The sequence below is a fragment of the Bradyrhizobium sp. SZCCHNS2022 genome (assembly GCF_032377575.1).
Lineage (GTDB): Bacteria > Pseudomonadota > Alphaproteobacteria > Rhizobiales > Xanthobacteraceae > Bradyrhizobium > Bradyrhizobium aeschynomenes.
The window spans coordinates 4,988,690-5,012,241 of sequence record NZ_JAUHHZ010000001.1 but is presented as its reverse complement, the minus strand read 5'-3'; the positions used below and the strand labels follow the sequence as shown (position 1 = coordinate 5,012,241).

Below are 23,552 nucleotides of genomic sequence, written 5' to 3'. Positions count from 1 at the left end.
CGAGCAAGGCAAGCGGCCGGGGCGTAGACGAAAGAGGCAGGGTAAAGGCTGCGGACGCTGGCGATGGACGGCTAAACCGCCCGGCGTGCGGCGCAGTATCAGCCGTCCTTTGGCGCCGGCTTGCCGGCGGTCTTGGGCTTGGCGGCGGCCTTGGGCTTGCCGGGCTTGGCGGCGTCGGATCCAGGTTTTTCCGCTGATTTCGGGGCAGCTTCGTGCTTGGCTGCGACGGGGCGCGCGGCAGCTGGCTTGGCGTCGGACACCTTCGCGTCACCGGGCTTGGCGGCCGTCTTGGATCCGGCCTTGGCGTCGCCGTCGCTCTTGGCCGCGGTCCGGGTTGCGGGCTTGGCGTCCTTCTTGGCAGCGGCATGCGCCTTCTTGCCGCGGTGTCTCGCCGAGGCCTGGGCATCGGCGTCCGCCGCCACGGCGGCGATCAGGGCCGCACCGGTGCGGGTCGGGCCGGTATAGACGAGCACCGGCTCGGACGGCACCGGCGCCGCCGCCAGGATCTCCGACGGCTTCAGCGCCGGAGCCTGCAGTCCGGCGAGCAGCGTGCCGCCGGTGGCTTCACCTTCGGCCCCCGCGATCGTCTCCTCGCCGTCATCATCGCTCGCAGGGCGATGCCGCCGGCCATTGCACATGTCGTCGCGCAGATTCGGCGGGGTGGCGGCGACCGGAACGAGCTGCTCGACATTGCCGAGCGGCGCCTTCAGCCAGGTGAGCTGGTTGGTGTTGAAGCCGCGATCCAGCATCTGGATCGCGCGCACGGCGCGCATCTGGCCCGAGCTCGCGCCGAGCACGACCGCGATCAGGCGCTTGCCGTTGCGGGTGGCGGAGGCGACCAGGTTATAGCCGGAGGCGCAGATGAATCCGGTCTTGAAGCCGTCCGCACCCGGATAGCGCCCGATCAGCCGGTTGAAGTTCTGTACGACGCGGCGGCCATAGCGGATCGAGGGGATGTGGACGAAGTACTCGTATTCCGGCAGATCGCGGATGATGGCGCGCGCCAGGATCGCGAGGTCGCGCGCCGAGGTGATCTGGCCATCGGCGGGCAGGCCGTTCGGATTGACGTAGCTCGTCTGGGTCATGCCGAGCTTCTGCGCAGTCTCGTTCATCATGATCGAGAAGCCGTCGATCGAGCCGCCGATGCCTTCCGCCAGCACCACCGCCATGTCGTTGGCCGACTTCACCAGCATCATCTTCAGCGCATTGTCGACCGTGACCTGCGTACCCGGCCGGTAGCCCATCTTCGACGGCGACTGCGATGCTGCGGTCGGCGAGACCGTCAGCAGCGTGTCGAGCGAGGCCTTGCCGTCCTTCACGGCCTTCAGCGTCACATAGGCCGTCATCAGCTTGGTGACGGAGGCCGGGTACCACGGATAGGTCGCGTTCTGCGCCTCCAGCACCTTGCCGGTGTCGGCTTCGACGAGCAGCAGCGCTTCTGCGCCGGCCAAGCGAGGCGCAAGCACGAGCGCAGCGGCGAGAGCAACGATCTTGATCGGGGCATTGCGGAACAACAGGCGAAGCGTCTGCACTGGTCTGGTCCGGTCCTTTGAGAACCCGCCTCGCGTCGTGAGGTGGGCAAACGGGCTTACGGGTTTCAAGCGTGTCCGGCGCCGCTGCGGTTGCGGCAGGCCGCGAACCTATACCGGCTCGACGCTCCAGAACAGGGGCGAGCCATTCAATTCCACGATGAAAGCGTCCCGCGATCAGGCCTTGACGGTGGTCTCGTCACCGTCCGGCGCGGGGAGAGTCGCACGAGCCTTCTCTTGCACCATGAACTGGGCTTTTGCGAGTTCCGCAAAGTGTCCGCCCTTGCTGACGAGTTCATCGAACGTTCCACTTTCGATCACGCGCCCGTTCTCGAATACCAGGATGCGCGTCGCGTTGCGGATGGTCGAGAGCCGGTGCGCGATCACGAAGGTCGTGCGCCCCTTCATCACCTCGTCGAGCGCGGCATTCAGCTTGGCCTCGGTGACGGCATCGAGCGCGGAGGTCGCCTCGTCGAGAATCAGGATCGGCGGATCCTTCAGCAGCGCGCGCGCGATCGACAGCCGCTGGCGCTCGCCACCCGACAGCATGCGGCCGCGCTCGCCGGCATTGGTCTCGAAGCCCTGCTCGGCGCGATCGATGAAGTCGAGCGCCTGGGCACGGGCGGCGGCGGTGCGCAGCTCCTCGTCGGTCGCGTCGGGCTTGCCGACCAGCAGGTTCTCGCGGATCGAGCGATTGAACAGCAGCGCCTCCTGGAACACGACGCCGATGTTCCGGCGCAAGGCCGCCAGCTTCAATCCGCGCACGTCCATGCCGTCGATCTTGATGAAGCCGGACTGCGGATCGAACGCGCGATGCAACAACGCGATCGCCGTCGACTTGCCGGCACCGGTCGGGCCAACCAGCGCGATGGTCTGGCCGGGGAGCGCGGTGAAGGTGAGATCCTCCACGGCCGGGCGCTTGCCGTCATAGGAGAACGACACGTCGTTGAATTCGACGAGGCCCGACAGGCGGCTGACCTCGATCGCGTCGGGTCTGTCGCGGACGGCCGGCACGGCATCGAGCACGGTGAAGAACTCGGCCAGCCGCGGCGCCTCCATGAACACGTTGTTGATGAAGGACACGACCTGCTCCAGCTTCTGGATCAGCATCGTCGCGAACGACACGAACATCACGATCTCGCCCACGGAGGTCAGCCCGGCCTGATGCAGGGCGATGCCGAGCGTGAAGATCGCGAGCACGGTGATGGTGGTCGAGGCACGGGTGATGACCGTCACCAGCGCCCACCAGCCGAGCACCGGCATCTGCACCGACAGCAACTGTCCGGCGACCGTGCGCAGGCCCTGCACCTCGGCATCGATCCTGACGAAGCTCTGCACCAGCGCGACATTGCCGAGCGCGTCGGAGGCGCGCGCCGAGAGATCGCTGTAGTGCTCCTCGACCTCGCTCTGCATGCCGTAGGTCTTGCGCACGACGAGGGTCGTGAGAACCGTGAACACCACGCACAGCACGAACAGCAGGATCGCGAGCCGCCAGTTCAGGTACAGCGACAGCGGCAGCAGCACGAGCACTGACATGATCGCTGCAAAATGCTCGCGGAAGAACGACAGCCACAGCTTCCACAGCGCATCGGTGCCGTTGATCATGACCTTCATCAGCCGGCCGGAATGCGTGCCGGAATGGAACGTCAGCGGCAGCTGCAGGATGTGCTCGAAATAGCTGGTCAGCACCGCATGGCGTTGGCGGTGGGCGAGCCGGTCGGCCTGAAGCGCGACCCACGCGCTGGCGCCGATCGTGAACAGCCCGAACGCCGCCCACGCCGCGAGCAGCGGCCAGGCGGTGCTGGTCGAGGCGTTGCTCGACAGCGAATCGACAATCCGCCCGAACAGCACGGGCTCGGCAAACTGCGCCACCGCGAGGGCGAGGTTGGCGACTGCGACGATCCAGCCCAGCCGCGCCTCCTTTCCGAGCAGCTGGAGCACGCGGGCATAGATGCGGAGCAAGGACATGGCGGGCGCTTTGTGTCGGCAGTGTTTGTGTCGGCAGAGGTGGAATCGCGCCGGCTGGCGCGCGGGCGCATGTTAGCAAGGGAAAGGCTGCTGCGGCGAGCGCTCAGTTGACGAGGCGGCTGTCGGCGGGGGGCAGGAAGCCGTCGTCGAAGATGTCCGCAGGCAGAGGCCGCTTGTGGCGAAATTTGCCATCCAGCGCGAGCTGGTCGAGGGCCCGCTCGAAGCGGGCGGGATCGATGCCGCCGATGCCGTCGCGGCGGACGTCCGAGGTCAGCACGTTGTCGGCGAGCACCGTCTGTAGCCGCTCCAGCTCCAGCTCGCGCGAACCATCGTCCATCCGGCCCACCACGTCGGCGATGGCGCCGGCAGGGTCCTTGATCGCGAGCTGCAGGCTGGAGGTCAGAGCCCGCAGAAAGCCTTTCACGGCCGCGGGCTGCTTGGCGGCAAAGCCGGGACTGACGATCACGGCGTGGCCATAGGCCTCGCAGCCATAATCGGCGAAGCGCAGCACCGCCAGATCGGCGGCGGGCACGCCGCGGTCGCGCAGATTGAGCGCAGAGAGGTAGGAAAATCCGCTGACGGCATCGACCTGGCCGGCCGACAGGATCGGCTCGCGCACGGCCGCGCCGACACGCGACAGCTTGATCGTCTCGGGCTTGAGGTGGTTGTGCTTGACGACCGCCGGCCATAGCCGGATCGAGAGGTCGCCCTCGGCGACGCCGATCGTCTTGCCCTCGAGGTCGGCGAGCCCGTTGATGCCGCGGCTCTTGCGGGCGATGATGGCGTAGGGCGCCTTGTTGAACAGCACGAAGACGGCCTTCACCGGCTGGCTGCCCTGGGTGTCGCGATAACGGATCAGCTCGTTGATGTCGGCGAGCGCCATGTCGGCCTCGCCCGCGGCGACCCGGGCGATCGCATCAGGCGAGCCCTTGGCGATCGTCGTCGTGACGGTCACACCCTCGGTGCCGAACAATCCGCGGCTGGCGGCGAGCACGATCGGCGCCATGCTGCCGTCGATCGGACGGTCGAGCGCGAACATGACGGCGACGGCACGCTTGGTCTCCTCGGCGGACGCCTTCTGCGACAGACACGCAGGTGCCACGACCGCTGCGAGCAGCGCCAGGGCGAGCAGGGTGACGGGTCGTCGCATACGCATCAGGTCACGCAGGAAGTCACGAGGTCACATCGTCCGAGGTTACACCGGCGTTGTCTCGCCGGTATCCTAATCAGTTCACGGCCTCCCGCGTGTCAATTTCGTGACGGAGCACTGGGGCCGGCGGGCGCCTGATCATGTCCGATCGAATCTGAACGGTCCATGAGCAAGACCTGCGGCGATTTGCGGCTTCGACTCCTGGTTTCGCCGGGGGAACTGTCACCCCAGTTGAGGAGTTGGTTCGCGAGATTTGATCGTACGGAGGATCCACATGATCGCACAGCGCGGAAGTTTTTCACGCTTTGGCCGTGCTACCGTCCTGGCGACGGTGGCCGCGGTGACCTTGACGGCCGTTCAGCCGACGCTCGCCTTCGCCGGCTCTGCCCCGGCTGAGAAGGGCGTCGTCGCCAAGACGGCCAATGATGGCGGCCTGACCGACGTCAGCGCGCGCCGGCGGCACTATCGCGGCAATGGCGGCGCGGCCGCAGCTGCGGCGTTTGCCGGCATCGTCGGCACCGGCCTGGCAATTGCCGCGGCCCAGAACCGCCGCTCCTATTACGAGGACCACTACTACTACGGCCGCCCGGCCTATTACGGCGGCTATGGCTATGGTCAGGGCTATTATGGCGGCGGCCCGTATTATGGTGGCGGCTATCACCATCACCCGCACTGGTGATCGCAGATCATCCTAGCGATCCGCCGGCCCCAGCGCCGGCGGATTTTTTCATGTCTGCCGCAGTCGTTAACACCGAAGCCATCGATTTTAACTATTGTGGCCCAATGACCGATTCGATCGAGCGGCTCTATCGTGCAATTCTGGCTGCGAGGGATCTTGATCCCGCGCGCTCGCGCACGGCCAAGCTGATGCAGCAGGGCACGGGCAAGATGGCCAAGAAGCTCGCCGAGGAGGCCATCGAGGTCGCCATCGACGCGGTCGGCGGTGATGTCCAGGCCGTGGTGCGGGAGAGCGCCGACCTGTTCTACAATCTCGCAGTGCTCTGGGCCGAGCTCGGCATCCAGCCCGACGACGTCTGGCGCGAGATGGAGCGGCGCGAGCTGATGCTCGGCATTGCCGAGAAGCTGCCGAAGTCGCCGGCGAAGGTCGCCAAGGCCGCGCCTGGACGCCTGCCGGGGCGACCGATCGTCGCGGCCGAAGGCCGGACGATCCGCAAGCGGCATTGACGCGGCACACGACCGGCACATCGCCCATGGACAAACGCTGTCTGGTTTGCTTCATCGCGGACCATGCTCAGACGGATCTATGACTGGTGTATCGACGCCGCCCACAAGCCGCATGCCCTCTGGATCATGGCGGCGATCGCCTTCGCCGAAAGCTCGTTCTTTCCGGTGCCGCCGGATGTGATGCTGATCCCGATGTCGCTGGCCAAGCCGCAGCGCGCCTGGCTGTTCGCGGGCGTCTGCACGGCCGCCTCGGTCGCCGGCGGCGTGGTCGGTTATGCGATCGGCGCGCTGCTCTACGACTCGCTCGGCCAGTGGCTGATCCATCTGTATGGCCTGGGCGACAAGGTCGAAGCCTTCCGTGCGTCCTATGCCGAGTGGGGGGCCGTCATCATCCTGCTCAAGGGGCTGACGCCGATCCCCTATAAGCTGGTCACGATCACGTCCGGCTTTGCGGGCTACAACCTGTTCCTGTTCATCGTCTGCTCGATCGTGGCCCGCGGCGGCCGCTTCTTCATCGCCGCGATCGTGCTCAACCGCTACGGCGAGTGGATCCGGGTGCATATCGAGAAGCATCTCGGTCTGTGGGTGGCGATCGGCGCGGCGGTGCTGGTCGCCGGCTTCGTCGTCGCATTGAAGCTGATCTGATGTGGCCACGGCGCCGAGGGCTGGTTGCAGCGCTGGCGCCGCTCGTCATCGTGCTCTGCGCCGCCACGGCATGGGCGCAATCGGAGCCGCCGCTGGGCTTGCGCGAGGCGCCGCAACAGCCGCCGCAGCGGGCGCCCGCCGCAGAACCGGCGTCACCGCCCGGCAATCCCGGTCTGGTGGAAGAGCTCGGCAAGCTGTTCGAGAAGATGTCGATCATTCCGCTGAAGCGTCCAAGCGAGGCCGATGGCGAGCGGCCGGCGGAAGGGGAAGCGGCTCCCGCTGATCGGGCGCAACAGCCGCCCCGGCAGCCCGCACCAAAGGCCGGCGACAATCCGCCTGGCGTGCTGAAGGACACCGGCGAGACGCTCTCGCGGCTCGCCAAGCCGTCCACGATGATCTCGGGCCGCATCGTCTGCCCGATCGCCGCCAACGGCACGCCGGACTGCAAGCTCGGCGCGGACCGGCTGTGCCAGGGCAAGGGCTACAAGGAAGGCAAGAGCCTCAACACCGATTCGGCGGAGACCTGCTCGGCCAAGGTGCTGATCCCCGGCCGGCAGCGCAAGCCGGACGACTGCCGCACCGACACGTTTGTTACCTCTGCGCTCTGCCAATAGGTCGTCAGCGTCTCAACGCAAGACCCTCCACGGGCTTTTCCGATCCCTCTGCGGGCGAATTGCCATGACGGCATGATGTCGGGCATGCTCGCCATCACGAGCGTTTCCGCATTTCACAACGAGGAATTCCCATCCATGTCCATGCCTGCCTTGTTCAAGGGGCGCCTGTCGATCCCGGTCATCGGCTCGCCGCTGTTCATCATCTCCGTGCCCGATCTGGTGATCGCGCAGTGCAAGGCCGGCGTGGTGGGCTCGTTTCCGGCGCTCAACGCGCGGCCTGCCGCGCTGCTCGACGAATGGCTGGCGCGCATCACCGAGGAGCTCGCCGCCTATGACCGCGCGCACCCGGAGCGTCCGTCGGCGCCGTTCGCGGTCAACCAGATCGTGCACCGCTCCAACAACCGGCTCGAGCAGGATCTGGCACTGTGCGAGAAGTACAAGGTGCCGATGGTGATCACCTCGCTCGGCGCACGCGAGGAATTGAACCAGGCGGCGCATCGCTGGGGCGGCATCGTCTTCCACGACGTGATCAATCAGTTCTTCGCCCACAAGGCGATCGAGAAGGGCGCCGACGGCCTGATCCTGGTCGCGGCCGGCGCCGGCGGCCATGCCGGCACGATCTCGCCGTTCGCCTTTGTTGCGGAGACCCGCAGCTGGTTCGACGGCCCGATCGCGCTGTCGGGCGCGATCGCCAATGGCCGCGCCATCCGCGCTGCCCGCGTGCTCGGCGCCGACTTCGCCTATGTCGGCTCGGCCTTCATCGCCACCAAGGAGGCCAATGCCGTCGAGGCCTACAAGGACATGATCACCAAGTCGGGCGCCGATGACATCGTCTATTCGAACCTGTTCACCGGCGTGCACGGCAACTACCTGAAGCCGTCGATCGTCAACGCCGGCCTCGATCCCGACAATCTGCCGACCTCCGATCCGTCGAAGATGAGCTTCGGCACGGATGCCTCCGGCGAGCGCGCCAAGCCGAAGGCGTGGAAGGAGATCTGGGGCTCCGGCCAGGGCATCGGCGCCATCAAGGACGTGCTGCCCGCCGCGGAGCTGATCGCCCGATTCAAGAAGGAATACGACGAGGCGATCGACCCGCCGCTGTGAGGTGGCGGCCTGCGGTCGTGCTTCAAACTCGATGTCATTCCGGGGCGGCGCGCGCCAGCGCGGCGAGCCCGGAATCCATTAGGCCGCATGCGCTGTCGTGAGATGGATTCCGGGCTCGTGCTGCGCACGCCCCGGAATGACGAAGGAGAGAGCGGGGATCATTTTCGCGACGATCGCCGTGAATTGCGCGTAGCCTCGCTCGCCACCCCGCGCAGGCTCATCTCCACTGACTACCAGGTATAGCGGATGCGCCCCGTGCCGGACCAGGTCCGCGAGCGCTCGCCCCATTCGGTGTCGGCGCGGACCATGAAGGACACGCCGCTGGCGAGCTGCCGTTCGGCGCCGGTGGAGGACACCATCAGGTTCTGCGACGGCTTGGCGCCGAACACGGTGAAGCCGCTGGTCGTGCCGAGCGCGGCGAAGTTGGCGGTCACGGACGGATTGCTGACGACTTCATGGGCGTAGGCGGTGCGGCCGAACAAGGTCAGCTGGCCGCCATTCTCGATCGCGATGGTCCGGTCCGTGTGCACGCCGAGCTCGGCGCGGAACGCGGTCGCGGTGCGCCCGGCATAGCTCAGCGCGAACTGGTTGGAGCCCTGCGACGCGGTCTCGGCATAGGCCGGGGTGCGGAAGCCCTGCGCCTGGATCGCGCCATAGGGCGTCCAGTGCGCCGAGAGGAACGGCACCGGCAGGCGGTGGCCGGCCTCGATGCGCCCACCGAAGCTCTGCGCGTTGAAGCGCGCGCCCAGTTGGTCGAGACCGGCGACGGTGACGGTGCGCGTCGTCGACATCCAGTAGTTGGCGTAGCTCGCGGCGGCGCTGATGTAGGTCGGTCCGATCTCGTGCTTGCCATAGACGCCGGCCATCATGAGATCGGCGCTGCCGCCGCCGGCGCCGTCGGACCAGCTCATGGCGCCGCCGGCGAGCGAGAAGCCGGCGCGTGTGTTGGGCGCGAAACGATAGTCCGCGCCTGCAGCGACGGCGCCGGCGCGCGCCGAGCTGTCGCGGCTGCCTGTTGCGGCATCACCCGATAGCTTGTTGCCGGCGCCGAATCCACTGCCCCAGACATTCCAGCGCATGTCGGGGCGGTCGGGCGATTCGAACGCGGCAAAGGCCTCGCGCACGGCCGCCGGCGTGCCGCGGCGCTCGCCCGCATAGCCGAGCGGCGCGGCGGAGCCGCCGCCATTGCCGGGACCCGAGCGATTGGACAGCATCGTCAGGAACGAGCCGCCGAGCTGCGTCGCCCCGCTCTGGGCGGGCGTGTTGCTGTGGCCGGAGAGCTGGTCGAGCGCACGGCCGGCTGTATTGGATGGCATTTTGAGCAGGGTGTCGAACCCGGCCGGGGGCGTGATGCCGCCGACCACCGCGCGGTTGAGGCCGCCCGCGACATTGGCCTGGTTGCGGCTTGCGCCTGGCGCCAGCGTCAGGGTGCTGGGGTCGAGCACGAGATAGGCGTTGTTGAGATCATAGGTGAGATGCGGGTTGCGAACGTCGCTGAACGTGCCGGTAATGTCGAGCCCGGCGAACTGCGTGCCGCCGAGCCCGCCGGTCGCATTGAGGATGGTGTAGGTCTGTTGCCTGAAGCTGCCCGGCAACGCCACGGCATTCACGGTGGCGCCGGTCAGGTTCGCGGTACCCGTGACGTTGGTCCGGTCCGCCGAGGTGGGGGACACCTCGACTTGGTAGGTGCTGCCGGTGCCGAACTGCAGATTGCCGTTGACGGTGAGAGTGCCGATCGAATTGCCGGGAGCGAGCATGCCACCGGCATTGACGACGACGCCGGGCAACTGCCCGATGCCGCCGAGCGTTGCACCATTGGCGACGGTGAGGCGGCTGGAGGTCGCGATCGAGCCATCGATCGCCAAGGTGCCGGCGTCGAGGAGCGTCGCGCCGGTATAGGTGTGGAGGCCGGACAGCCTCAGCATGCCGGTGCCGGCCTTGACCAGCGATCCGGTGCCGGAAATGATTCCGCTGACGGTGGTGGAGCTGTTGTTGCCGCCGACGGTGAGCTCATTGCTGCCGAGGACGTAGTTGCCGCCACCGGCGATCGAGCCGGCGCTCAGCCGGCCGTCATTGGCGGGTCCGGTCGATCCCGCGTAGTTCACGGTGCCGCCGGCGTTGTTGACAATGGTCGCGTTGCCGGTCGTGGCATTGTTCAGGACGACCATGCTGCCGTTGTTGGTGATGGTCGCGTCAGCGGCCGTGCTGTTCTCTTGGAATGACAGCGTCGCGCCATTGTCGTTGGTGATGATGGAATTGGCTGCGGTGGAGCTTTGCGAGAATGTCACGCCGCCGCTGTGGTTGGTGATCGTGGCGGTGCCGGCGCTGCTCGAATTGTAGAAGCTCGTGTCGGAGTAGGAGGCGATGATGGCGCTACCAGCGGTGCTGGTGTCGAACAGGACCAGGCTTCCCTGGTTGTTGAACGTGGCATGGCCGAGCGTGGCGCTGTTGCTCAACGAGGTGGAGTCGTTGGTGATGTTGGCAAAGCCGGCCGTGCTGTTGCCGAAGAAGCTCAATCCGGATCCTGTGATGGTGGCCGTTCCGGCCGAGGCGCTGTTCCAGAACGACATCGCCACGAACATGCCGCCGGTCATGTTGAACGTGGCGCTGCCGCCATTGATGACGATGCCGAGCCCGGCGAAGGTGAGGGTCTGAAAGGTGGTCGTGAAGCTGTAGTTCGATGCGCCCGGGGTGAACACGAACTCACCGAGGGTGGCGCTGCTCGTGAGCGTCACGTTCGTGGTCGAGGACATATCGAAAGTGGCGGTGCCGGTCGGCACGTTACCGGTGCTCCAATTGGCTCCGGAGTTGAAGTCGCCCGTGGCGGGTGTCGCTTCCCAGGTGCCGTCCAGAGCCGTGGCGGGCCGTATCGGCGTCAGCATGCTCGAAGCCAGTATGAGGGTGGTCAGCGCCGTGGAGGCCAGCAAGGCACGGCGGGTCGAGGGGGCAGGCATTCCAGTCTCCGGAGCTGAACGCTTTGGGCGGCGCCGACGGGGCGGCGCAGCACGGCACCCGATCACGCTACCGGTGAGACCAGCCGGCGGTCAGCGTAGCCAAATGGCTACCTTCGGCCGTTTGTGTGCAAGTGTTGTCAGCGCGCAATGAATCGCGCCATCAGCTCGGCTCGGCTGGAAACGTCGAGGGCGCGGTAGATCTGCTCGATATATTTGTGCGCCGTGCGGGGGCTGATGTTCAGCGTCGCGGCGATCATCTTCTCGCTGTGGCCGGCGGCCAGCAGCTCCAGCACCGCGCGATGACGCGGCGCCAGGTCGGCGATCGTGACAGGGGGCCGAATGTGGCCGTTGGCGATGCTGGCGAGGGGATCCGGCCGCCGCGCCAGCCATGCCGTGCTGGTCGCCAGCAGCTGGATGATCTCGCGTTCGCGCGCCGTGAAGCCGACGTCGCCCCAGGATCGCATGGCTGCGACGCAGAGCTCGGTGCCGTCGCCGGTCGGGACGATGGCGGCCACGATATCGTCAGCGCCGAAGCCCCGGACGTAGTCGGTGACGTGCGGGTTGCGATACCAGACACTGTCCTCGACGATGTCCCGCCGCAGGAAGCTTCGCGGACGGCCAGGTGCGGCAAAGGCCTTCTCCCACATGGGGTGCTCGCCATAGACCCGCGCCTGCAGATAGTCCCGCTCCCATCTCTGCAGGGTTGCGCGATCGAGCCCATGGACGCGCGACCGCATCACGTCGGCCGCATCGTTCGCCTGTCCGTCGCCGCTGGCGGCCCCCCCGACCACGCTCCACCAAACCGGACCGGAGCCGATCAGATCTGCCAAGCGGGCCATCAGATGCGCGCAGGCCTTTCCAGGGGTGGCGCTAAGCTCGCCGATCTCTCCTACCAGGGCCAGCATCGCGCGCCAGTCGGCTGAGGTGAGGTCGGATGTCGACATCATAGCTTGCTGCTCTTCCATCCGGGTTCAACCCAGCGCGCGGAATTGTTCCGCCGCGCGACGCGGACGCCACGAGAAGACACGGCTACCTGTCGCGGGCGCAGCATGTCTGCCGGAGTTGCGGTCGGGGTGGGCGGGATCGAGTTCGATAAATACCGTTGCGTAGGATCACGCGGTTCCACCTGGAATACAAGTCATCGTTGGGAGAGAAAAGCAACTTTTAGTTGAAATCAGCCGGCCTGGGGGCGGCGATGGGGGCAGGGCTCTCCACCTTCCGTCGCCTCTCGGCCGGGCGAGAGACGCGGCAAATCGCCGAGCGGCCTGCCGGTCTCCCCTTCAAAAGGGGACAAGGCCGTCGTCGCCGTCCAGGCTCGCGCTTTCGAGCGGTCGCCAGAACGCGAAAGGCGCGGCAGACTGAGCTGCCGCGCCTCTCGAACGCTGTATTGGGCCGTCCGGCTACTCCAGCTCGATCGCCTGGAACTTGCCGCGCTCGTCGATCGCCGTACCCCAGATCTTGTGCGAGGCCTGGTGCTCTGCGCGGCCGAAGCCGAGCTTGGCGCCAAGGCCGAGATCGACGCTCTGCATGTTTTCCAGCGTGTCGATCAGAGCCTCGGTGTCCAGCTGCGGTCCGACTTTTCGCAGCGCCTGAACCAGCACGTTGGCTGCGACGTAGCCCTCGAACGAGACATAGGACGGAGCCTCGCCCGGGAAGTACTTCTCCAGCGCGCTCTTGTATTCGAGCACGGCGCTGGAATAGCCGCCGACCGCCGGCACCACCTGGGTGACGATCACGCCGCTGGCATAACGCGGGCCGAGCAGCATCAACTCATCCGACAGCTCGGTCGAGCCGACGAACGAGACGTTGGTGTAGATCAGATGCGGGAACAGATCGCGCGTCTTCTCGATGAACTTCGCGGCCGCCCGGTAGGTTGCGACCATGACGATCGCCTTGGGCGGATTCTTGAGAGCGCGCAGCTGATTGACCGCGTCGTCCACATCGACGGTGTTGCGCTTGTAGTTGAGGCGCAGGATCGAGGTGTCGGCAAGGCCCAGCGATCGGAAAGCCTTGGCGACTCCGGAGAAGCCGGCATCTCCATAGGAATCCTGCTGAGCAAACACCGCGATATCCTTGGCCGGAATGCGGCGCAGCTTCACGAGATAGCGAACGACGGTGTCGGTCTCTTCGGCGTAGCTGGCCCGATAGTTGAACACGTAACGATCCGGCGGATCATTGCGCAGAATGTTGGCGCCGGTGAACGCTCCGTAGAACAGCACCCGACGCTGCAGCGCGTAGGGCATCGCGATGGCCGAGGTCGGCGTGCCGACATTGCCGACGAAGCCGAACACCTTGTCCTTTTCGTAGAGCTGCTTCATTGCGTCCAGCGTCCGCGACGGCTCGTAGCCGTCATCGGCGGAGAACAGGCGCAGCGAGCGTCCGTTGATGCCGCCGGTGTCGTTGGCGCGGTTGAAGGCGGCCTCGATTCCCATCTTCATCTGCCGGCCGAGCTCCTTGGCTGCGCCGGAGAACGGAGCGGCGATGCCGAAGCGGATCTCGTTGGGAGTGACGCCCTGAACGTTGTTGGCGGTCGGAGGCGGCAGCGTTGCGGTCGGCGCCGTCGCGGCAACAGCCGCCGACGGCGCGATCACGCCGGCGAGGCTGGTGGCCGTCTGGCTCGGTGCGGTCTGCCCGAGCGAGCGCTCGAGCTCGGCGAGCTGGCGGCCGGCCGTGTTGCAGTCGGTCTGCGCCGCGCCGACCCGATTGCGGCCGTCGGCGACATAGCCGTTGAACACGCGCGTGAGCTCGTCGCGATCCGAGCCGCCCGTGGAGGCCTCCCGGATCACCTCGCGAAACTTGTCGACAATGGCCTGAACGCGGCCTTGGTCGATCGCCTGACAGGCGGATGCTGCTCCCACGATCGGCCCGACCCGGCTCGCAAGATTACGCACCACATCCGCATTGGTGCCCGCCGCGCTGGCGGGCGTTGCGAGCAATGCCGCAACCAAGAACACGCTAGAACGAAAGCTCATTGCCACTATCCCACTATGGACCCCATCCAGGTCTTCCGCCTGGTGAATTGACGCTCTGTCTGCGACGGAGAAGACATAAGACCGTCACCATGCACAGACCAGCCTTTCCTAAGAGCATGACCATTTCGGTAACCCGACACGCCAATCTCCGATCATACTTTAGAACCTGCTAACGAAGCGTCTTCACCAGTTATTCCCCTTTGACGCTAACTCTACTCAAGTTCGATTGCCTGATACGTGCCGTTCTCGTCGAGCGCGGTGCCCCAGATCTTGTGAGAGGCCTGGTGCTCCGCGCGTCCGAATGCAAGTGGAGTGCCGAGACCGAGATCGAGGCTGCGCATGGATTCGAGCGTGTCGACCAGCCGTTCGGTGTCGAGCGGGTTGGTCTGCTTCAGCGCCTGGATCAGGATCGTCGCCGCGATGTAGCCTTCGAGAGAGGTGTAGTCCGGCGCCTCGCCGGGAGCGTATTTGGCGAGCGCATTCTTGTAGTCGAGCACGAGGCTCGAATAGCCGGAAACGGCCGGTACGCCCTGCGTCACGATGACGCCGTTGGTGAAGCGCGGCCCGAGCAGCTTCAGCTCGGTCGCCAGTGAGGTCGATCCGACGGCGGAGACGTTGGCATAGATCAGGCCCGGCACCGCGTCGCGCGTCTTTTCGATGAACTTCGCGGCGGCCCGGTCGGTCGCCACCATGATGATGGCCTTCAGGCCGGGCTTGTGCGCCTTCACCTGATTGACGGCCTCTTCCACGTCCATCGTCGCGCGCGGATAGTTGATGCGCGTCACCGGATCGGGGATGTTCAACTGCCGGTAGGCTTTCGCGACGCCGGCGAAGCCGTCATCTCCGAACGCGTCCTGCTGCGTGAACACGGCGATCTGCTTGGGCGCGATGCGCTTCATCTTGACGAGATAGCGCACCAGTGCAGCCGTCTCCTCCGCGTAGCTCGCCCGGTAGTTGAAGACGTAGCGGTCCGGCGGATCGCGCCGCACCACCGCCGCGCCGGTGTTCGGCGCGAAAAACAGCGTACGCCGCTCCAGCGCATAGGGAATTGCCACCTGCGCGTTGGCGGTGCCGACGTTGCCGATGAAGCCGAACACCTGCTCCTTGTCGTAGAGCTGCGTCATCGCGGCGAGCGTGCGGTTCGGATCGTAGCCGTCATCGGCGGCGACCAGCCGCAGCGTGCGTCCGTTGATGCCGCCGGCGTCGTTGGCGCGCGAGAAGGCGGCCTCGATGCCCTGCCGCATCTGGCGTCCGGTCTCCTTGCGGATGCCCGAGAACGGCAGCACCATGCCAAACCGGATCTCGCGATCGGTGACGCCGCGCATCGGCCCGGAGGTGACGGCGCCGGTCGTGGCCTCGGCCCTGGTCGCCGTCCCCGGTCCGGCTGCGGCCGGCTGGTTGAGCGAGCGCTCGAGATCGGTCAGCTGCCGCTCGGCCACCGCGCAGTTCGCCTGCGAGCCGCCCGTGCGGCTGCGGCCTTCGGCAATGTAGCCGTTGAAACTGCGGGTCAGCTGATCGCGCTCGCCATCATTCGTGGTCGACTGGCGGATGGCTTCGCGGAATTTGTCGACGATGGTCTGGACACGGCCCTGAGCAATGTCCGGGCAGGCCGATGCCTGTCCTACGATCGGTCCCACCCGGCCGGCGAGATCCTTGACGACGTCGGTTGCTGCCGCAAAAGCGGGACTGGTGGAAGCCGCTAACAGGCTCCCGATGATCAAGGCGGACCAATGAACCGTCATCGAACTATCTATCCATTCGCTCTAGGAGCTGCTGCTAATCCTCACCGCTCTGATATTCGTGGCATTTCGAATTAATGTCGGGTTTCTCTGTCGTGTTTTTATCCGCCCTTGCTAGGGGCTCACTCCGTTTCGGCGGTATCCTAATCAAGTTCGATGGGTCGATAGCTGCCGCTTTCGTCCAGCGCGGTCCCCCAGATCTTGTGCGAAGCCTGGTGCTCGGAGCGGTCGAAGCCGAGCCGGACGCCAAGTCCGAGATCGAGGTCGCGCATCGTCTCCAGGGTGTCGACGAGCTGCTCGGTGTCGAAGCTGCGGCCGGCACGCTTCAAGCCTTCGATCAGGATGCTCGCCGAGATGTAGCCTTCGAGCGACATGTAGTCGGCCTGCTCGCCCGGGAAGTACTTCGCCAGCGCATTCTTGTAGTCCAGCACCAGGCTGGAGTAGCCCGATACGCCCGGCACCGTCTGGGTGACGATGACGTTCTCGGTGTAGCGCGGGCCGAGCAGCGTCAGCTCGCTGGCGAGCGCGGAGCCGTCCACCGCCGAGATGTTGGCGAAGATCGCACCGGGGAAGACGTCGCGTGCCTTCTCGATGAACTTTGCCGCGGCGCGCGTGGTGGCGAGCATGATCACGGCACGGACCGGCGTCTTCAGCAGCCGGAGCTGACTGATGGCGTCGTCGACCTCGACGCTGTTGCGCGGATAGTTGACCCGCACGATCGCGTTCTCGTTGGCGCCGAGCGTACGGAAGGCCTTGGAGACGCCGGCGAAGCCGGCATCGCCGAAGGCGTCGTGCTGCGCGAACACGACGATCTGGCGCGGCTGCAGCTTGCGGATCTTGACGAGATAGCGGACCAGCGTGTCGGTCTCCTCGGCGTAGCTCGGCCGGTAGTTGAAGACGTAGCGGTCCGGCGGATCGTGGCGCACCACATTGGCGCCGGTGTAGGGCGCGAAGAACAGTGCGCGCCGCTCCAGCGCATAGGGAATGGCGACGGCGGCCGTGGCCGAGCCGAAATTGCAGATGAAGCCGAACACCTGGTCCTTTTCATACAGCTGCTTCATCGCATCGAGCGTGCGCGACGGATCATAGCCGTCGTCTGCGGTCACGAGCTTCAGCACGCGGCCATTGACGCCGCCGGCCTCGTTGCTGCGGTTGAAGGCTGCCTCGACCCCGATCTTCAGCTGCCGCCCGCTTTCCTTCACGGGGCCGCCCTGGGGGATGACCATGCCGAACTTGATGTCGTTCTGGGTGACGCCGCGGGTCTCGACCACGGGCGGCAGGATCTGCGCCGGCGCGATCGCTGCCACGGCGCTGGACGGCGCTATCGTCACGCCCGGCAGCGTCGAGCGCGCCGGGGTGGGGGCCGCAATGGACTGTTCGAGATCGGCGAGCTGGCGATCGGCGCTGCGGCAATCCATCCGGCCTGAGGTGACCAGGCTGCGGCCTTCTGCCACATAGCGGTCGAGCAGGCGCGTCAATTCGTCACGATCGGCTTCGCCGGCGGCGGCCTCGCGGATGACGAGCTGAAACTTCTCGATGATCGCCTGGATGCGCGGCCGGGCGATGTCACGGCAGGCGAGCGCCGAGCCGATGATCGGTCCGACGCGGCTGCCGAGCTGGCGCGCCACGCTCACATTCTCGCCCGGCGCCGCCTGGGCATCGCCGGTCACGGCAAAGGCTCCGCTGGCCACGATGCTCCCGAGCAGGATCACTGCGATGCGGGCGTGAGCTAACGGACCGCGTGCTGCCGCTTTCTGCGGTAGGACGTCGATCATGATCGCCTTGAAAGATGTTGGATGCCGGCTCAGTCGAAGCGGATTAGCGAACCCGCTCCATCTGACCCGTCTTCTGGTTCCACTGCATGAACTGCTGCAGCATGGGCTTTTCGGGCGTATCGGCCTCTGCCGTCGGCGCCGGAGCGTCCGCGAGCAGCGACTTGAACTGCGACAGCGCCGGGGCCTGAGCCTCGACACGCTCCGGCAGCGCGCTGGTCTGGTCGGCCTTGGCGTCCTGGGCATCGGCTGCGACCGGCGGCAGCGTCTTCATCGACTGCACGGCAGCGACGAAGGACGAGCTCGCATCAGGCTGGCGCCACACCGGAACGATGTTGACGAAGAACAGTGCGACGACGGCCGCGACGCCGGTGGCGGCTGCAAAGCGGCCGGCGATCTTGAACACGACCGAGCGGCGGTCGCGCTCCCGCTCGAACTCCGGCGGCTCGCGCATCACTTGCGGATTCAACGACTGACGGAGGGATTCGAACACGGCGGTCTCCAAGCGAGCGTCGAGCGGACCTTGCTGTCCCGAAGCGGGACGCTCGGCCGCCTCCGCTGCCTTGGCGGTGTCACCGACGAGAGATAGACGCGCGGCTTCCGGTCGTTCACGCAGCCACCGCGGAGCATAGTGCAGCGGGTCCTGCGGGTTCATCGGATTCTGTTCACTCAACGAACTCATACGCTACTCCTCTGACGCTCGATTCCGGTAAACTGATACGCTTCTGCCACGGTCGTATGAGAGCTAGTTTCAAACGAAGAGCGGGAGCGCTTCTGCCACTTCAGTCCACACGGAATCACTTGCAGAATCAGACGGTTCGCGCCGATCATCGATCGCACGCCGAAAGCCCTTTCCTGCAAGGCGCCATGACACGTTGATCGTGCCTGCAGCGCCTCTCTCGATCCCATGCCCCGCCCCCTGACGAGTGTCAATTGATCGGAACCGTCTAAACCCGTCAGCTCCGAATTATATGTACGTTAAAGTTATCATCATGATGTGATTAAAATGAGGCGTGACAGGTCTTGACGCAGATGCTCATGAATTGCGTCTCAATCACGCCAAGATTCTGCCTCGATTCGATCATCATCGAACTATGTCGGGCGGGCCGCTGTCGATTTTCGAGCGGCTTAGCGTCGATTTAACCATCCGTTAACCATCTCGCGCCGACAGTTAACCAATCACTAAGAAGGGTTGGGTCGGATGGTCATGAGTGCCAGCGCTGAAACGGTACGTCCTCTTATTCGTCTGCGCGGGCGCTCCTACGTCGCCTTCGTGTTCTCGCCGGTGGTACCCATTGCCGACTGGCTCAGCGAGCTCGATGCGACGCTCGCAGGGTCGCCCGGCTTCTTCGTCGGCAAGCCGATCGTGCTCGATCTCTCCGCGGTGGATCTGAGCCCGCTCGCCATCACCCACCTGATCAAGAGCATCGAGTCGCGCAACATCCGCGTGCTCGGTCTCGAAGGCGTCGAGCAGGGGCGGTTGTCGCTCGGCATGCCGCCTCTGTTGTCCGGCGGACGTCACTGCGCCGTGCAGGAGATCGAGCCGGAGAAGCCGTCCTTGCAGCAGCCGACCTCGCTGCTGCTCGACCAGCCGGTGCGCTCGGGACAATCGATCGTCTTCCCCGACGGCGACGTCACCGTGCTCGGCGCGGTGTCGTCGGGCGCCGAGATCGTCGCCGGCGGCTCGATCCACGTCTACGGCGCGCTGCGCGGCCGCGCGATGGCCGGCATCAACGGCAACGCCGCGGCGCGCATCTATTGCCAGAAGATCGAAGCCGAGCTGGTCGCGATCGACGGCTACTACCAGACCGCAGAGCAGATCGACGCCACCTTGCGCGGTAAGGCCGCGCAGGCGCGGCTCGAAGGGCATTCCATGAAGATCGTTGCATTGAACTGAGTAGCAGGAGGATTCGAAAAATGGCGAAAGTACTTGTTGTGACGTCGGGCAAGGGTGGCGTCGGCAAGACCACCACCACGGCGGCGATGGGCGCGGCGCTGGCGCAGGCCGGCGAGAAGGTCGTGGTGGTCGATTTCGACGTCGGCCTGCGCAACCTCGATCTCGTGCTCGGCGCCGAGCGCCGCGTGGTGTTCGACCTCATCAACGTCGTGCATGGCGTCGCCAAGCTGCCGCAGGCGCTGATCCGCGACAAGCGGCTGGAGAACCTCTGGCTGCTGCCGGCCTCCCAGACCAAGGACAAGGACGCGCTGACCGAGGACGGCGTCGGCCGCGTCATCCACGAGCTGCGCAAGAGCTTCGACTGGGTGATCTGCGACAGCCCCGCCGGCATCGAGCGCGGCGCCATGCTCGCGATGCGCTATGCCGACGAGGCGCTGATCGTCACCAATCCGGAAGTGTCGTCGGTGCGCGATTCCGACCGCATCATCGGCATGCTCGATTCCAAGACGGTGCGCGCCGAGAACGGCGAGCGCGTCGAGAAGCACATCCTCATCACCCGCTACGACGCCGGCCGCGCCGCGCGCGGCGAGATGCTGTCGATCGAGGACGTGCTGGAAATCCTGGCGACGCCGCTGCTCGGCATCGTGCCGGAAAGCCAGGACGTGCTGCGCGCCTCCAATGTCGGCTGTCCGGTGACGCTCAACAGCCCGGCCAGCGCGCCTGCGCGCGCCTATCACGACGCGATGCGCCGCCTGCTGGGCGAGCAGGTCGAGATGCAGATCCCGACCGAGCGCAAGGGCCTGATGAACCTGCTGCTCGGACGGAGGGCTGCATGAGCGTATTGCGGCTCTTTACCGGACGTGCAGCCTCGGCGCCGGTCGCGCGCGAGCGGCTGCAGATCCTGCTCGCGCATGAGCGCAGCCTGCGCGGCCAGCCCGATCTGCTGATGCAGCTGCGCGAGGAAATCCTCGCGGTGGTTTCGCGCCATGTGGTACTCGATCCCGACAAGGTCATCGTCCGCATGGACCGGGGGAAGCATGTCTCGACGCTCGAGGTCGACATCGAACTGCCCAATGGCGCCGATCGCGCCTTTGCCAGCGCCGGCTGACGCGTGGGAAGGCGCCCGCTGATGCGGCCGATCTTCCGCGTCGCGGACAATCAGGTGACCGTCAGTCCCGATGCCGCGGGACCGTGGGATCCGACCATGCAGCACGGGTCCGCGCCGTCGGCGCTGGCCGTGTGGGCGGCGGAGCGCATTCCGACGAAGTCGCCGATGCGCATCGCCCGCGTGACCATCGACCTGATGCGGCCGGTGCCGCTCGCCGAGCTGACCGTCGAGACCGAGGTTCTGCGCGAGGGCCGCAAGATCCAGCTCTGTGCGGTGCGTCTGCGTGCTGGCGACACCGTGGTGGTCACGGCGACCGTGCTGAAGATCAGGCAAGACGCGGTGCCGCTGCCGGACGACGTGCGCGAGCTGCCGATCGATCTCGTCGGACCGGAAGATGCGCAGCCGGAACCGGCGGACTTCTCCACCAGCCCGTTCGTGCGCGGCATGGCCTTGCGCGCCGCACGCGGCCGCTTCGGCGTCAGGGGCCCGGGGGCGATCTGGTACCGCGTCGACTGGCCGCTGGTCGAGGGCCACGTCGTCTCACAGGCGATGCGCGCGGTGGTCGCCAGCGACTTCTGCAACGGCACCTCTGCCGCGCTCGACTTCCACAGCTACACCTTCCTCAACGCCGACCTCACCGTCAACATGGCGCGCGAGCCGGTCGGTGACTGGATTTTGCTGGATGCCGAGAGCTGGATCGGCCTTGACGGTGCAGGGCTCGCGATGGCGCGGCTCGGTGACGCCAAGGGCTACTTCGGCCGTGTGGTGCAGAGCCTGGTGATCGAGAAGCGGTGATGAAACGGGACTAATGAGTTACGCTCATTTGCAATGTGCCTGAAAGTCACAAGCATCGCGGTGCGGCCGGTGCGCTCCCTCTCCCCGTTCTTCACGGGGAGAGGGCTGGGGTGAGGGGCAGCCACACCCAGTGACGCAAGCTATTCGCTCCTGCTTACGGGCGTCTCTACTCACACCACCCGTGCGGCTGCCCCTCACCCCGACCCTCTCCCCGTGAAGAACGGGGAGAGGGAGTCGACCGTCTTTGTCGCGACGGCTTCGCTAGCCGAGGACTAAGCGGCCTCTTCCTACAAGGCGCAATGCTTACGCAGCCCTTACCGTGCTCAGGAACCGCCCCACCTCGAGCTTCAGCCGGTTGCTGTCCTGCGACAGCGACTGCGCGGCCGATAGCACCTGTGTCGAGGCGGAGCCGGTCTCGCTGGCGCCGTGCTGCACCTCGGTGATGTTGGACGACACCTCGTGCGTGCCCTGCGCCGCCTGCTGGATGTTGCGCGAGATCTCCTGCGTGGCGGCGCCCTGTTCCTCGACCGCGGCGGCGATCGTCGAGGAGATTTCCGCCAACTTCTCGATCGTGCCGCTGATCTCCCTGATGGCGCCCACCGACTCCTGCGTCGCGGCCTGGATGCCGGCGATCTGCTGGCCGATCTCGCCGGTCGCCTTCGCCGTCTGCTCGGCGAGAGCCTTGACCTCGGTCGCGACCACGGCGAAGCCGCGGCCGGCATCGCCGGCGCGCGCGGCCTCGATGGTTGCGTTGAGCGCGAGCAGGTTGGTCTGCCCGGCGATGGTGTTGATCAGCTCGACCACGTCGCCGATGCGCGCTGCCGCCTTGGAGAGCTCGCTGACGCGATCATTGGTCTTGCGGGCTTGGTCGACAGCTTCGGTCGCGATGCGCGCGGAATCCTGCACCTGGCGGCTGATCTCGGTGACCGACGAGCTCAGCTCCTCGGTGGCCGACGCGACCGACTGGACGTTGGCGGTCGCCTGCTCCGAGGCCGCTGCCACCGTCGTGGTCCGCTGCTGGGTGCGTTCGGCCGTGGAGGTCAGCGTCGTGGCCGAGGCTTCGAGCTCGGTCGAAGCCGAGGAGACCGTGTTGATGATCTCCCCGACCGCGCCTTCGAACCGGTTGGCAAGATCGTGCATGTCGCGCTTGCGCCGCTCGACGGCGAGCTTCTCGGCTTCGGCCTGCTCGGCACGGAGGCGCTCGGTTTCGATGGCGTTGTTCTTGAACACCAGCACCGCGCCGGCCATGTTGCCGATCTCGTCCTTGCGGTCGGTGCCGGGAATCGGCGCCGCCATGTCGCCGCCGGCGAGCCGGCGCATCGCATCGGTCATCGCGGTGATCGGGCGCGACACGCCGGCCACGATCAGATAGCCCATCGCGATGCATAGCAGCGCCGCCAGCGCGATGACGCCCAGGATCCAGGCGCGCGAGGACAGATAGACGGCGGCGCCCTTGTCGGCTTCCTTCTTGCCCTGCTCGACGTTCCAGGCGAGGTCCTTCTCCAACGCCTTGCGTGCCAGGACGAAGTCGTCGCGCAGCTTGCTCATGAAGAGCGTGGTAGCGGCTTCGACCTGATTCTTGCGCGACAGATCGAGCAACTGCTTGCTGTCGTCGAGATACGCGGTCCACGGCTTCTTGAACGCAGCCACGAGCGCCTTCTCCTCCGAGGTCGTGACCGTGGGCTCGTAGAGACGCCAGGTCTTGTCGAACAGCTCGAAGCTTTCGGCGATCTGACGCTCCTGGATTGCTTTCTCCTCGGCCGTCGTCGCCAGCAGGAACTGACCTTGCCGGGCGCGATACTGTTCGATCGATTTGGAGATGGTGCCGAGCCATCCGGTCGCCGGAAGCCAGTTGTCGCGCACTTCCGCCGCCGAGCCGTTCACGTTCGCCAGACGATCGATCGAGAAGCCGCCGAGGCCCATCGCGGTGAGCAGCACGATGCCGAAGGCCAACAGGACCTTGGTGCGAATGGAAAGGTTGGAAAACGACGGCATCTGCGACTCCAGCTTCGGTAGTTCCGGGAGGGAATTGATGGGACAGACCCAGCGAATGACGCTCCGCGGGGTGCGGGCGCCTTGGATGCTCGCCGTTGAGGCATCGGTTGTGGGGCTTGTTGTGA

General features: G+C 66.2%; 19 protein-coding genes. 9 read left to right on the top strand and 10 right to left on the bottom strand.

Annotated elements, in window-relative coordinates; all coding sequences use genetic code 11:
- Positions 1 to 98: 98 nt before the first annotated feature.
- The 3 genes from QXZ94_RS22460 to QXZ94_RS22450 all read right to left on the bottom strand — a co-directional run bounded on the left by QXZ94_RS22460 (position 99) and on the right by QXZ94_RS22450 (position 4,653).
- Complete coding sequence (locus tag QXZ94_RS22460; protein WP_315722264.1) at positions 99 to 1,532, bottom strand: D-alanyl-D-alanine carboxypeptidase family protein; 1,434 nt, start codon at positions 1,530 to 1,532, stop codon at positions 99 to 101.
- Between the two features lie 174 nt (positions 1,533 to 1,706).
- The gene (locus QXZ94_RS22455) at positions 1,707 to 3,497 is read right to left on the bottom strand and encodes a glucan ABC transporter ATP-binding protein/ permease (RefSeq protein WP_315722263.1); all 1,791 of its coding nucleotides are present in this window, start codon (positions 3,495 to 3,497) and stop codon (positions 1,707 to 1,709) included.
- Positions 3,498 to 3,600: 103 nt separating this feature from the next.
- The gene (locus QXZ94_RS22450; RefSeq protein WP_315722262.1) at positions 3,601 to 4,653 is read right to left on the bottom strand and encodes an ABC transporter substrate-binding protein; all 1,053 of its coding nucleotides are present in this window, start codon (positions 4,651 to 4,653) and stop codon (positions 3,601 to 3,603) included.
- Between the two features lie 268 nt (positions 4,654 to 4,921).
- On the opposite strand from QXZ94_RS22450, the gene QXZ94_RS22445 reads away from it, so the two are divergent.
- The 5 genes from QXZ94_RS22445 (at position 4,922) to QXZ94_RS22425 (ending at position 8,195) form a co-directional block, all read left to right on the top strand.
- On the top strand, positions 4,922 to 5,326 hold the full coding sequence (locus QXZ94_RS22445; protein ID WP_315722261.1) for a hypothetical protein: 405 nt from the start codon (positions 4,922 to 4,924) through the stop codon (positions 5,324 to 5,326).
- Positions 5,327 to 5,430: 104 nt separating this feature from the next.
- Positions 5,431 to 5,832 (top strand): phosphoribosyl-ATP diphosphatase, encoded by a 402-nt coding sequence (hisE, locus tag QXZ94_RS22440; RefSeq protein ID WP_315722260.1) that lies wholly within the window; start codon positions 5,431 to 5,433, stop codon positions 5,830 to 5,832.
- A 63-nt stretch (positions 5,833 to 5,895) separates the two neighbouring features.
- A complete protein-coding gene (locus QXZ94_RS22435) occupies positions 5,896 to 6,477 on the top strand; it encodes a YqaA family protein (protein WP_172110136.1) in 582 nt (193 codons plus the stop codon).
- Entirely contained in the window at positions 6,477 to 7,091 is a 615-nt protein-coding gene (locus tag QXZ94_RS22430) for a hypothetical protein (RefSeq protein ID WP_315722259.1), read from the top strand. Before QXZ94_RS22435 ends, QXZ94_RS22430 begins: the two co-directional genes overlap by 1 nt.
- Positions 7,092 to 7,226: 135 nt before the next feature.
- On the top strand, positions 7,227 to 8,195 hold the full coding sequence (locus QXZ94_RS22425; protein ID WP_315722258.1) for a nitronate monooxygenase family protein: 969 nt from the start codon (positions 7,227 to 7,229) through the stop codon (positions 8,193 to 8,195).
- A 230-nt stretch (positions 8,196 to 8,425) separates the two neighbouring features.
- Here the strand turns inward: QXZ94_RS22425 and QXZ94_RS22420 are convergent, their stop codons facing one another.
- The 6 genes from QXZ94_RS22420 to QXZ94_RS22395 all read right to left on the bottom strand — a co-directional run bounded on the left by QXZ94_RS22420 (position 8,426) and on the right by QXZ94_RS22395 (position 18,314).
- Positions 8,426 to 11,149, bottom strand: a complete 2,724-nt coding sequence (locus QXZ94_RS22420; protein ID WP_315722257.1) for an autotransporter domain-containing protein — start codon at positions 11,147 to 11,149, stop codon at positions 8,426 to 8,428.
- A 137-nt stretch (positions 11,150 to 11,286) separates the two neighbouring features.
- Entirely contained in the window at positions 11,287 to 12,096 is an 810-nt protein-coding gene (locus tag QXZ94_RS22415; RefSeq protein WP_315722256.1) for a helix-turn-helix transcriptional regulator, read from the bottom strand.
- Between the two features lie 453 nt (positions 12,097 to 12,549).
- Complete coding sequence (locus QXZ94_RS22410) at positions 12,550 to 14,121, bottom strand: ABC transporter substrate-binding protein (RefSeq protein WP_246739098.1); 1,572 nt, start codon at positions 14,119 to 14,121, stop codon at positions 12,550 to 12,552.
- A 212-nt stretch (positions 14,122 to 14,333) separates the two neighbouring features.
- Positions 14,334 to 15,863: an ABC transporter substrate-binding protein gene (locus tag QXZ94_RS22405; protein ID WP_315722255.1), complete on the bottom strand. Its 1,530-nt coding sequence runs from the start codon at positions 15,861 to 15,863 to the stop codon at positions 14,334 to 14,336.
- 140 nt (positions 15,864 to 16,003) lie between these two features.
- Complete coding sequence (locus tag QXZ94_RS22400; protein WP_315722254.1) at positions 16,004 to 17,635, bottom strand: ABC transporter substrate-binding protein; 1,632 nt, start codon at positions 17,633 to 17,635, stop codon at positions 16,004 to 16,006.
- A gap of 43 nt (positions 17,636 to 17,678) precedes the next feature.
- Positions 17,679 to 18,314 carry a hypothetical protein gene (locus QXZ94_RS22395; RefSeq protein ID WP_315722253.1) on the bottom strand — a complete coding sequence of 212 codons (636 nt, stop codon included), beginning with the start codon at positions 18,312 to 18,314 and terminating at the stop codon, positions 17,679 to 17,681.
- 525 nt (positions 18,315 to 18,839) lie between these two features.
- Here QXZ94_RS22395 and minC point away from each other — a divergent pair.
- Genes minC through QXZ94_RS22375 form a run of 4 tightly spaced genes read left to right on the top strand, consistent with a single transcriptional unit; the run spans position 18,840 to position 21,432 of the window.
- Entirely contained in the window at positions 18,840 to 19,529 is a 690-nt protein-coding gene (gene minC, locus QXZ94_RS22390; protein WP_409998764.1) for a septum site-determining protein MinC, read from the top strand.
- Between the two features lie 20 nt (positions 19,530 to 19,549).
- Entirely contained in the window at positions 19,550 to 20,365 is an 816-nt protein-coding gene (gene minD, locus QXZ94_RS22385; protein ID WP_315722251.1) for a septum site-determining protein MinD, read from the top strand.
- Positions 20,362 to 20,637: a cell division topological specificity factor MinE gene (gene minE / locus QXZ94_RS22380; RefSeq protein WP_315716282.1), complete on the top strand. Its 276-nt coding sequence runs from the start codon at positions 20,362 to 20,364 to the stop codon at positions 20,635 to 20,637. The genes minD and minE overlap by 4 nt, the downstream gene beginning before the upstream one ends.
- Positions 20,638 to 20,658: 21 nt before the next feature.
- Entirely contained in the window at positions 20,659 to 21,432 is a 774-nt protein-coding gene (locus QXZ94_RS22375; RefSeq protein ID WP_315722250.1) for a thioesterase family protein, read from the top strand.
- A gap of 303 nt (positions 21,433 to 21,735) precedes the next feature.
- Here QXZ94_RS22375 and QXZ94_RS22370 read toward each other — a convergent pair whose 3' ends face one another.
- Entirely contained in the window at positions 21,736 to 23,427 is a 1,692-nt protein-coding gene (locus tag QXZ94_RS22370) for a methyl-accepting chemotaxis protein (protein ID WP_315722249.1), read from the bottom strand.
- Between the last annotated feature and the right edge of the window lie 125 nt (positions 23,428 to 23,552).

Excerpts from the sequence above, each read along its gene's own strand:
- QXZ94_RS22455 (WP_315722263.1), bottom strand. The coding sequence starts at position 3,497 with ATGTCCTTGCTCCGCATCTATGCCCGCGTGCTCCAGCTGCTCGGAAAG.
- QXZ94_RS22410 (WP_246739098.1), bottom strand. The coding sequence starts at position 14,121 with ATGAGCTTTCGTTCTAGCGTGTTCTTGGTTGCGGCATTGCTCGCAACG.
- QXZ94_RS22450 (WP_315722262.1), bottom strand. The coding sequence starts at position 4,653 with ATGCGTATGCGACGACCCGTCACCCTGCTCGCCCTGGCGCTGCTCGCA.
- QXZ94_RS22425 (WP_315722258.1), top strand. The coding sequence starts at position 7,227 with ATGTCCATGCCTGCCTTGTTCAAGGGGCGCCTGTCGATCCCGGTCATC.
- QXZ94_RS22445 (WP_315722261.1), top strand. The coding sequence starts at position 4,922 with ATGATCGCACAGCGCGGAAGTTTTTCACGCTTTGGCCGTGCTACCGTC.
- QXZ94_RS22395 (WP_315722253.1), bottom strand. The coding sequence starts at position 18,314 with ATGAGTTCGTTGAGTGAACAGAATCCGATGAACCCGCAGGACCCGCTG.
- QXZ94_RS22400 (WP_315722254.1), bottom strand. The coding sequence starts at position 17,635 with ATGATCGACGTCCTACCGCAGAAAGCGGCAGCACGCGGTCCGTTAGCT.
- hisE (WP_315722260.1), top strand. The coding sequence starts at position 5,431 with ATGACCGATTCGATCGAGCGGCTCTATCGTGCAATTCTGGCTGCGAGG.
- minC (WP_409998764.1), top strand. The coding sequence starts at position 18,840 with ATGAGTGCCAGCGCTGAAACGGTACGTCCTCTTATTCGTCTGCGCGGG.
- QXZ94_RS22430 (WP_315722259.1), top strand. The coding sequence starts at position 6,477 with ATGTGGCCACGGCGCCGAGGGCTGGTTGCAGCGCTGGCGCCGCTCGTC.
- minD (WP_315722251.1), top strand. The coding sequence starts at position 19,550 with ATGGCGAAAGTACTTGTTGTGACGTCGGGCAAGGGTGGCGTCGGCAAG.
- QXZ94_RS22405 (WP_315722255.1), bottom strand. The coding sequence starts at position 15,863 with ATGACGGTTCATTGGTCCGCCTTGATCATCGGGAGCCTGTTAGCGGCT.
- QXZ94_RS22420 (WP_315722257.1), bottom strand. The coding sequence starts at position 11,149 with ATGCCTGCCCCCTCGACCCGCCGTGCCTTGCTGGCCTCCACGGCGCTG.
- QXZ94_RS22435 (WP_172110136.1), top strand. The coding sequence starts at position 5,896 with ATGCTCAGACGGATCTATGACTGGTGTATCGACGCCGCCCACAAGCCG.
- QXZ94_RS22375 (WP_315722250.1), top strand. The coding sequence starts at position 20,659 with ATGCGGCCGATCTTCCGCGTCGCGGACAATCAGGTGACCGTCAGTCCC.
- QXZ94_RS22370 (WP_315722249.1), bottom strand. The coding sequence starts at position 23,427 with ATGCCGTCGTTTTCCAACCTTTCCATTCGCACCAAGGTCCTGTTGGCC.
- QXZ94_RS22415 (WP_315722256.1), bottom strand. The coding sequence starts at position 12,096 with ATGATGTCGACATCCGACCTCACCTCAGCCGACTGGCGCGCGATGCTG.
- minE (WP_315716282.1), top strand. The coding sequence starts at position 20,362 with ATGAGCGTATTGCGGCTCTTTACCGGACGTGCAGCCTCGGCGCCGGTC.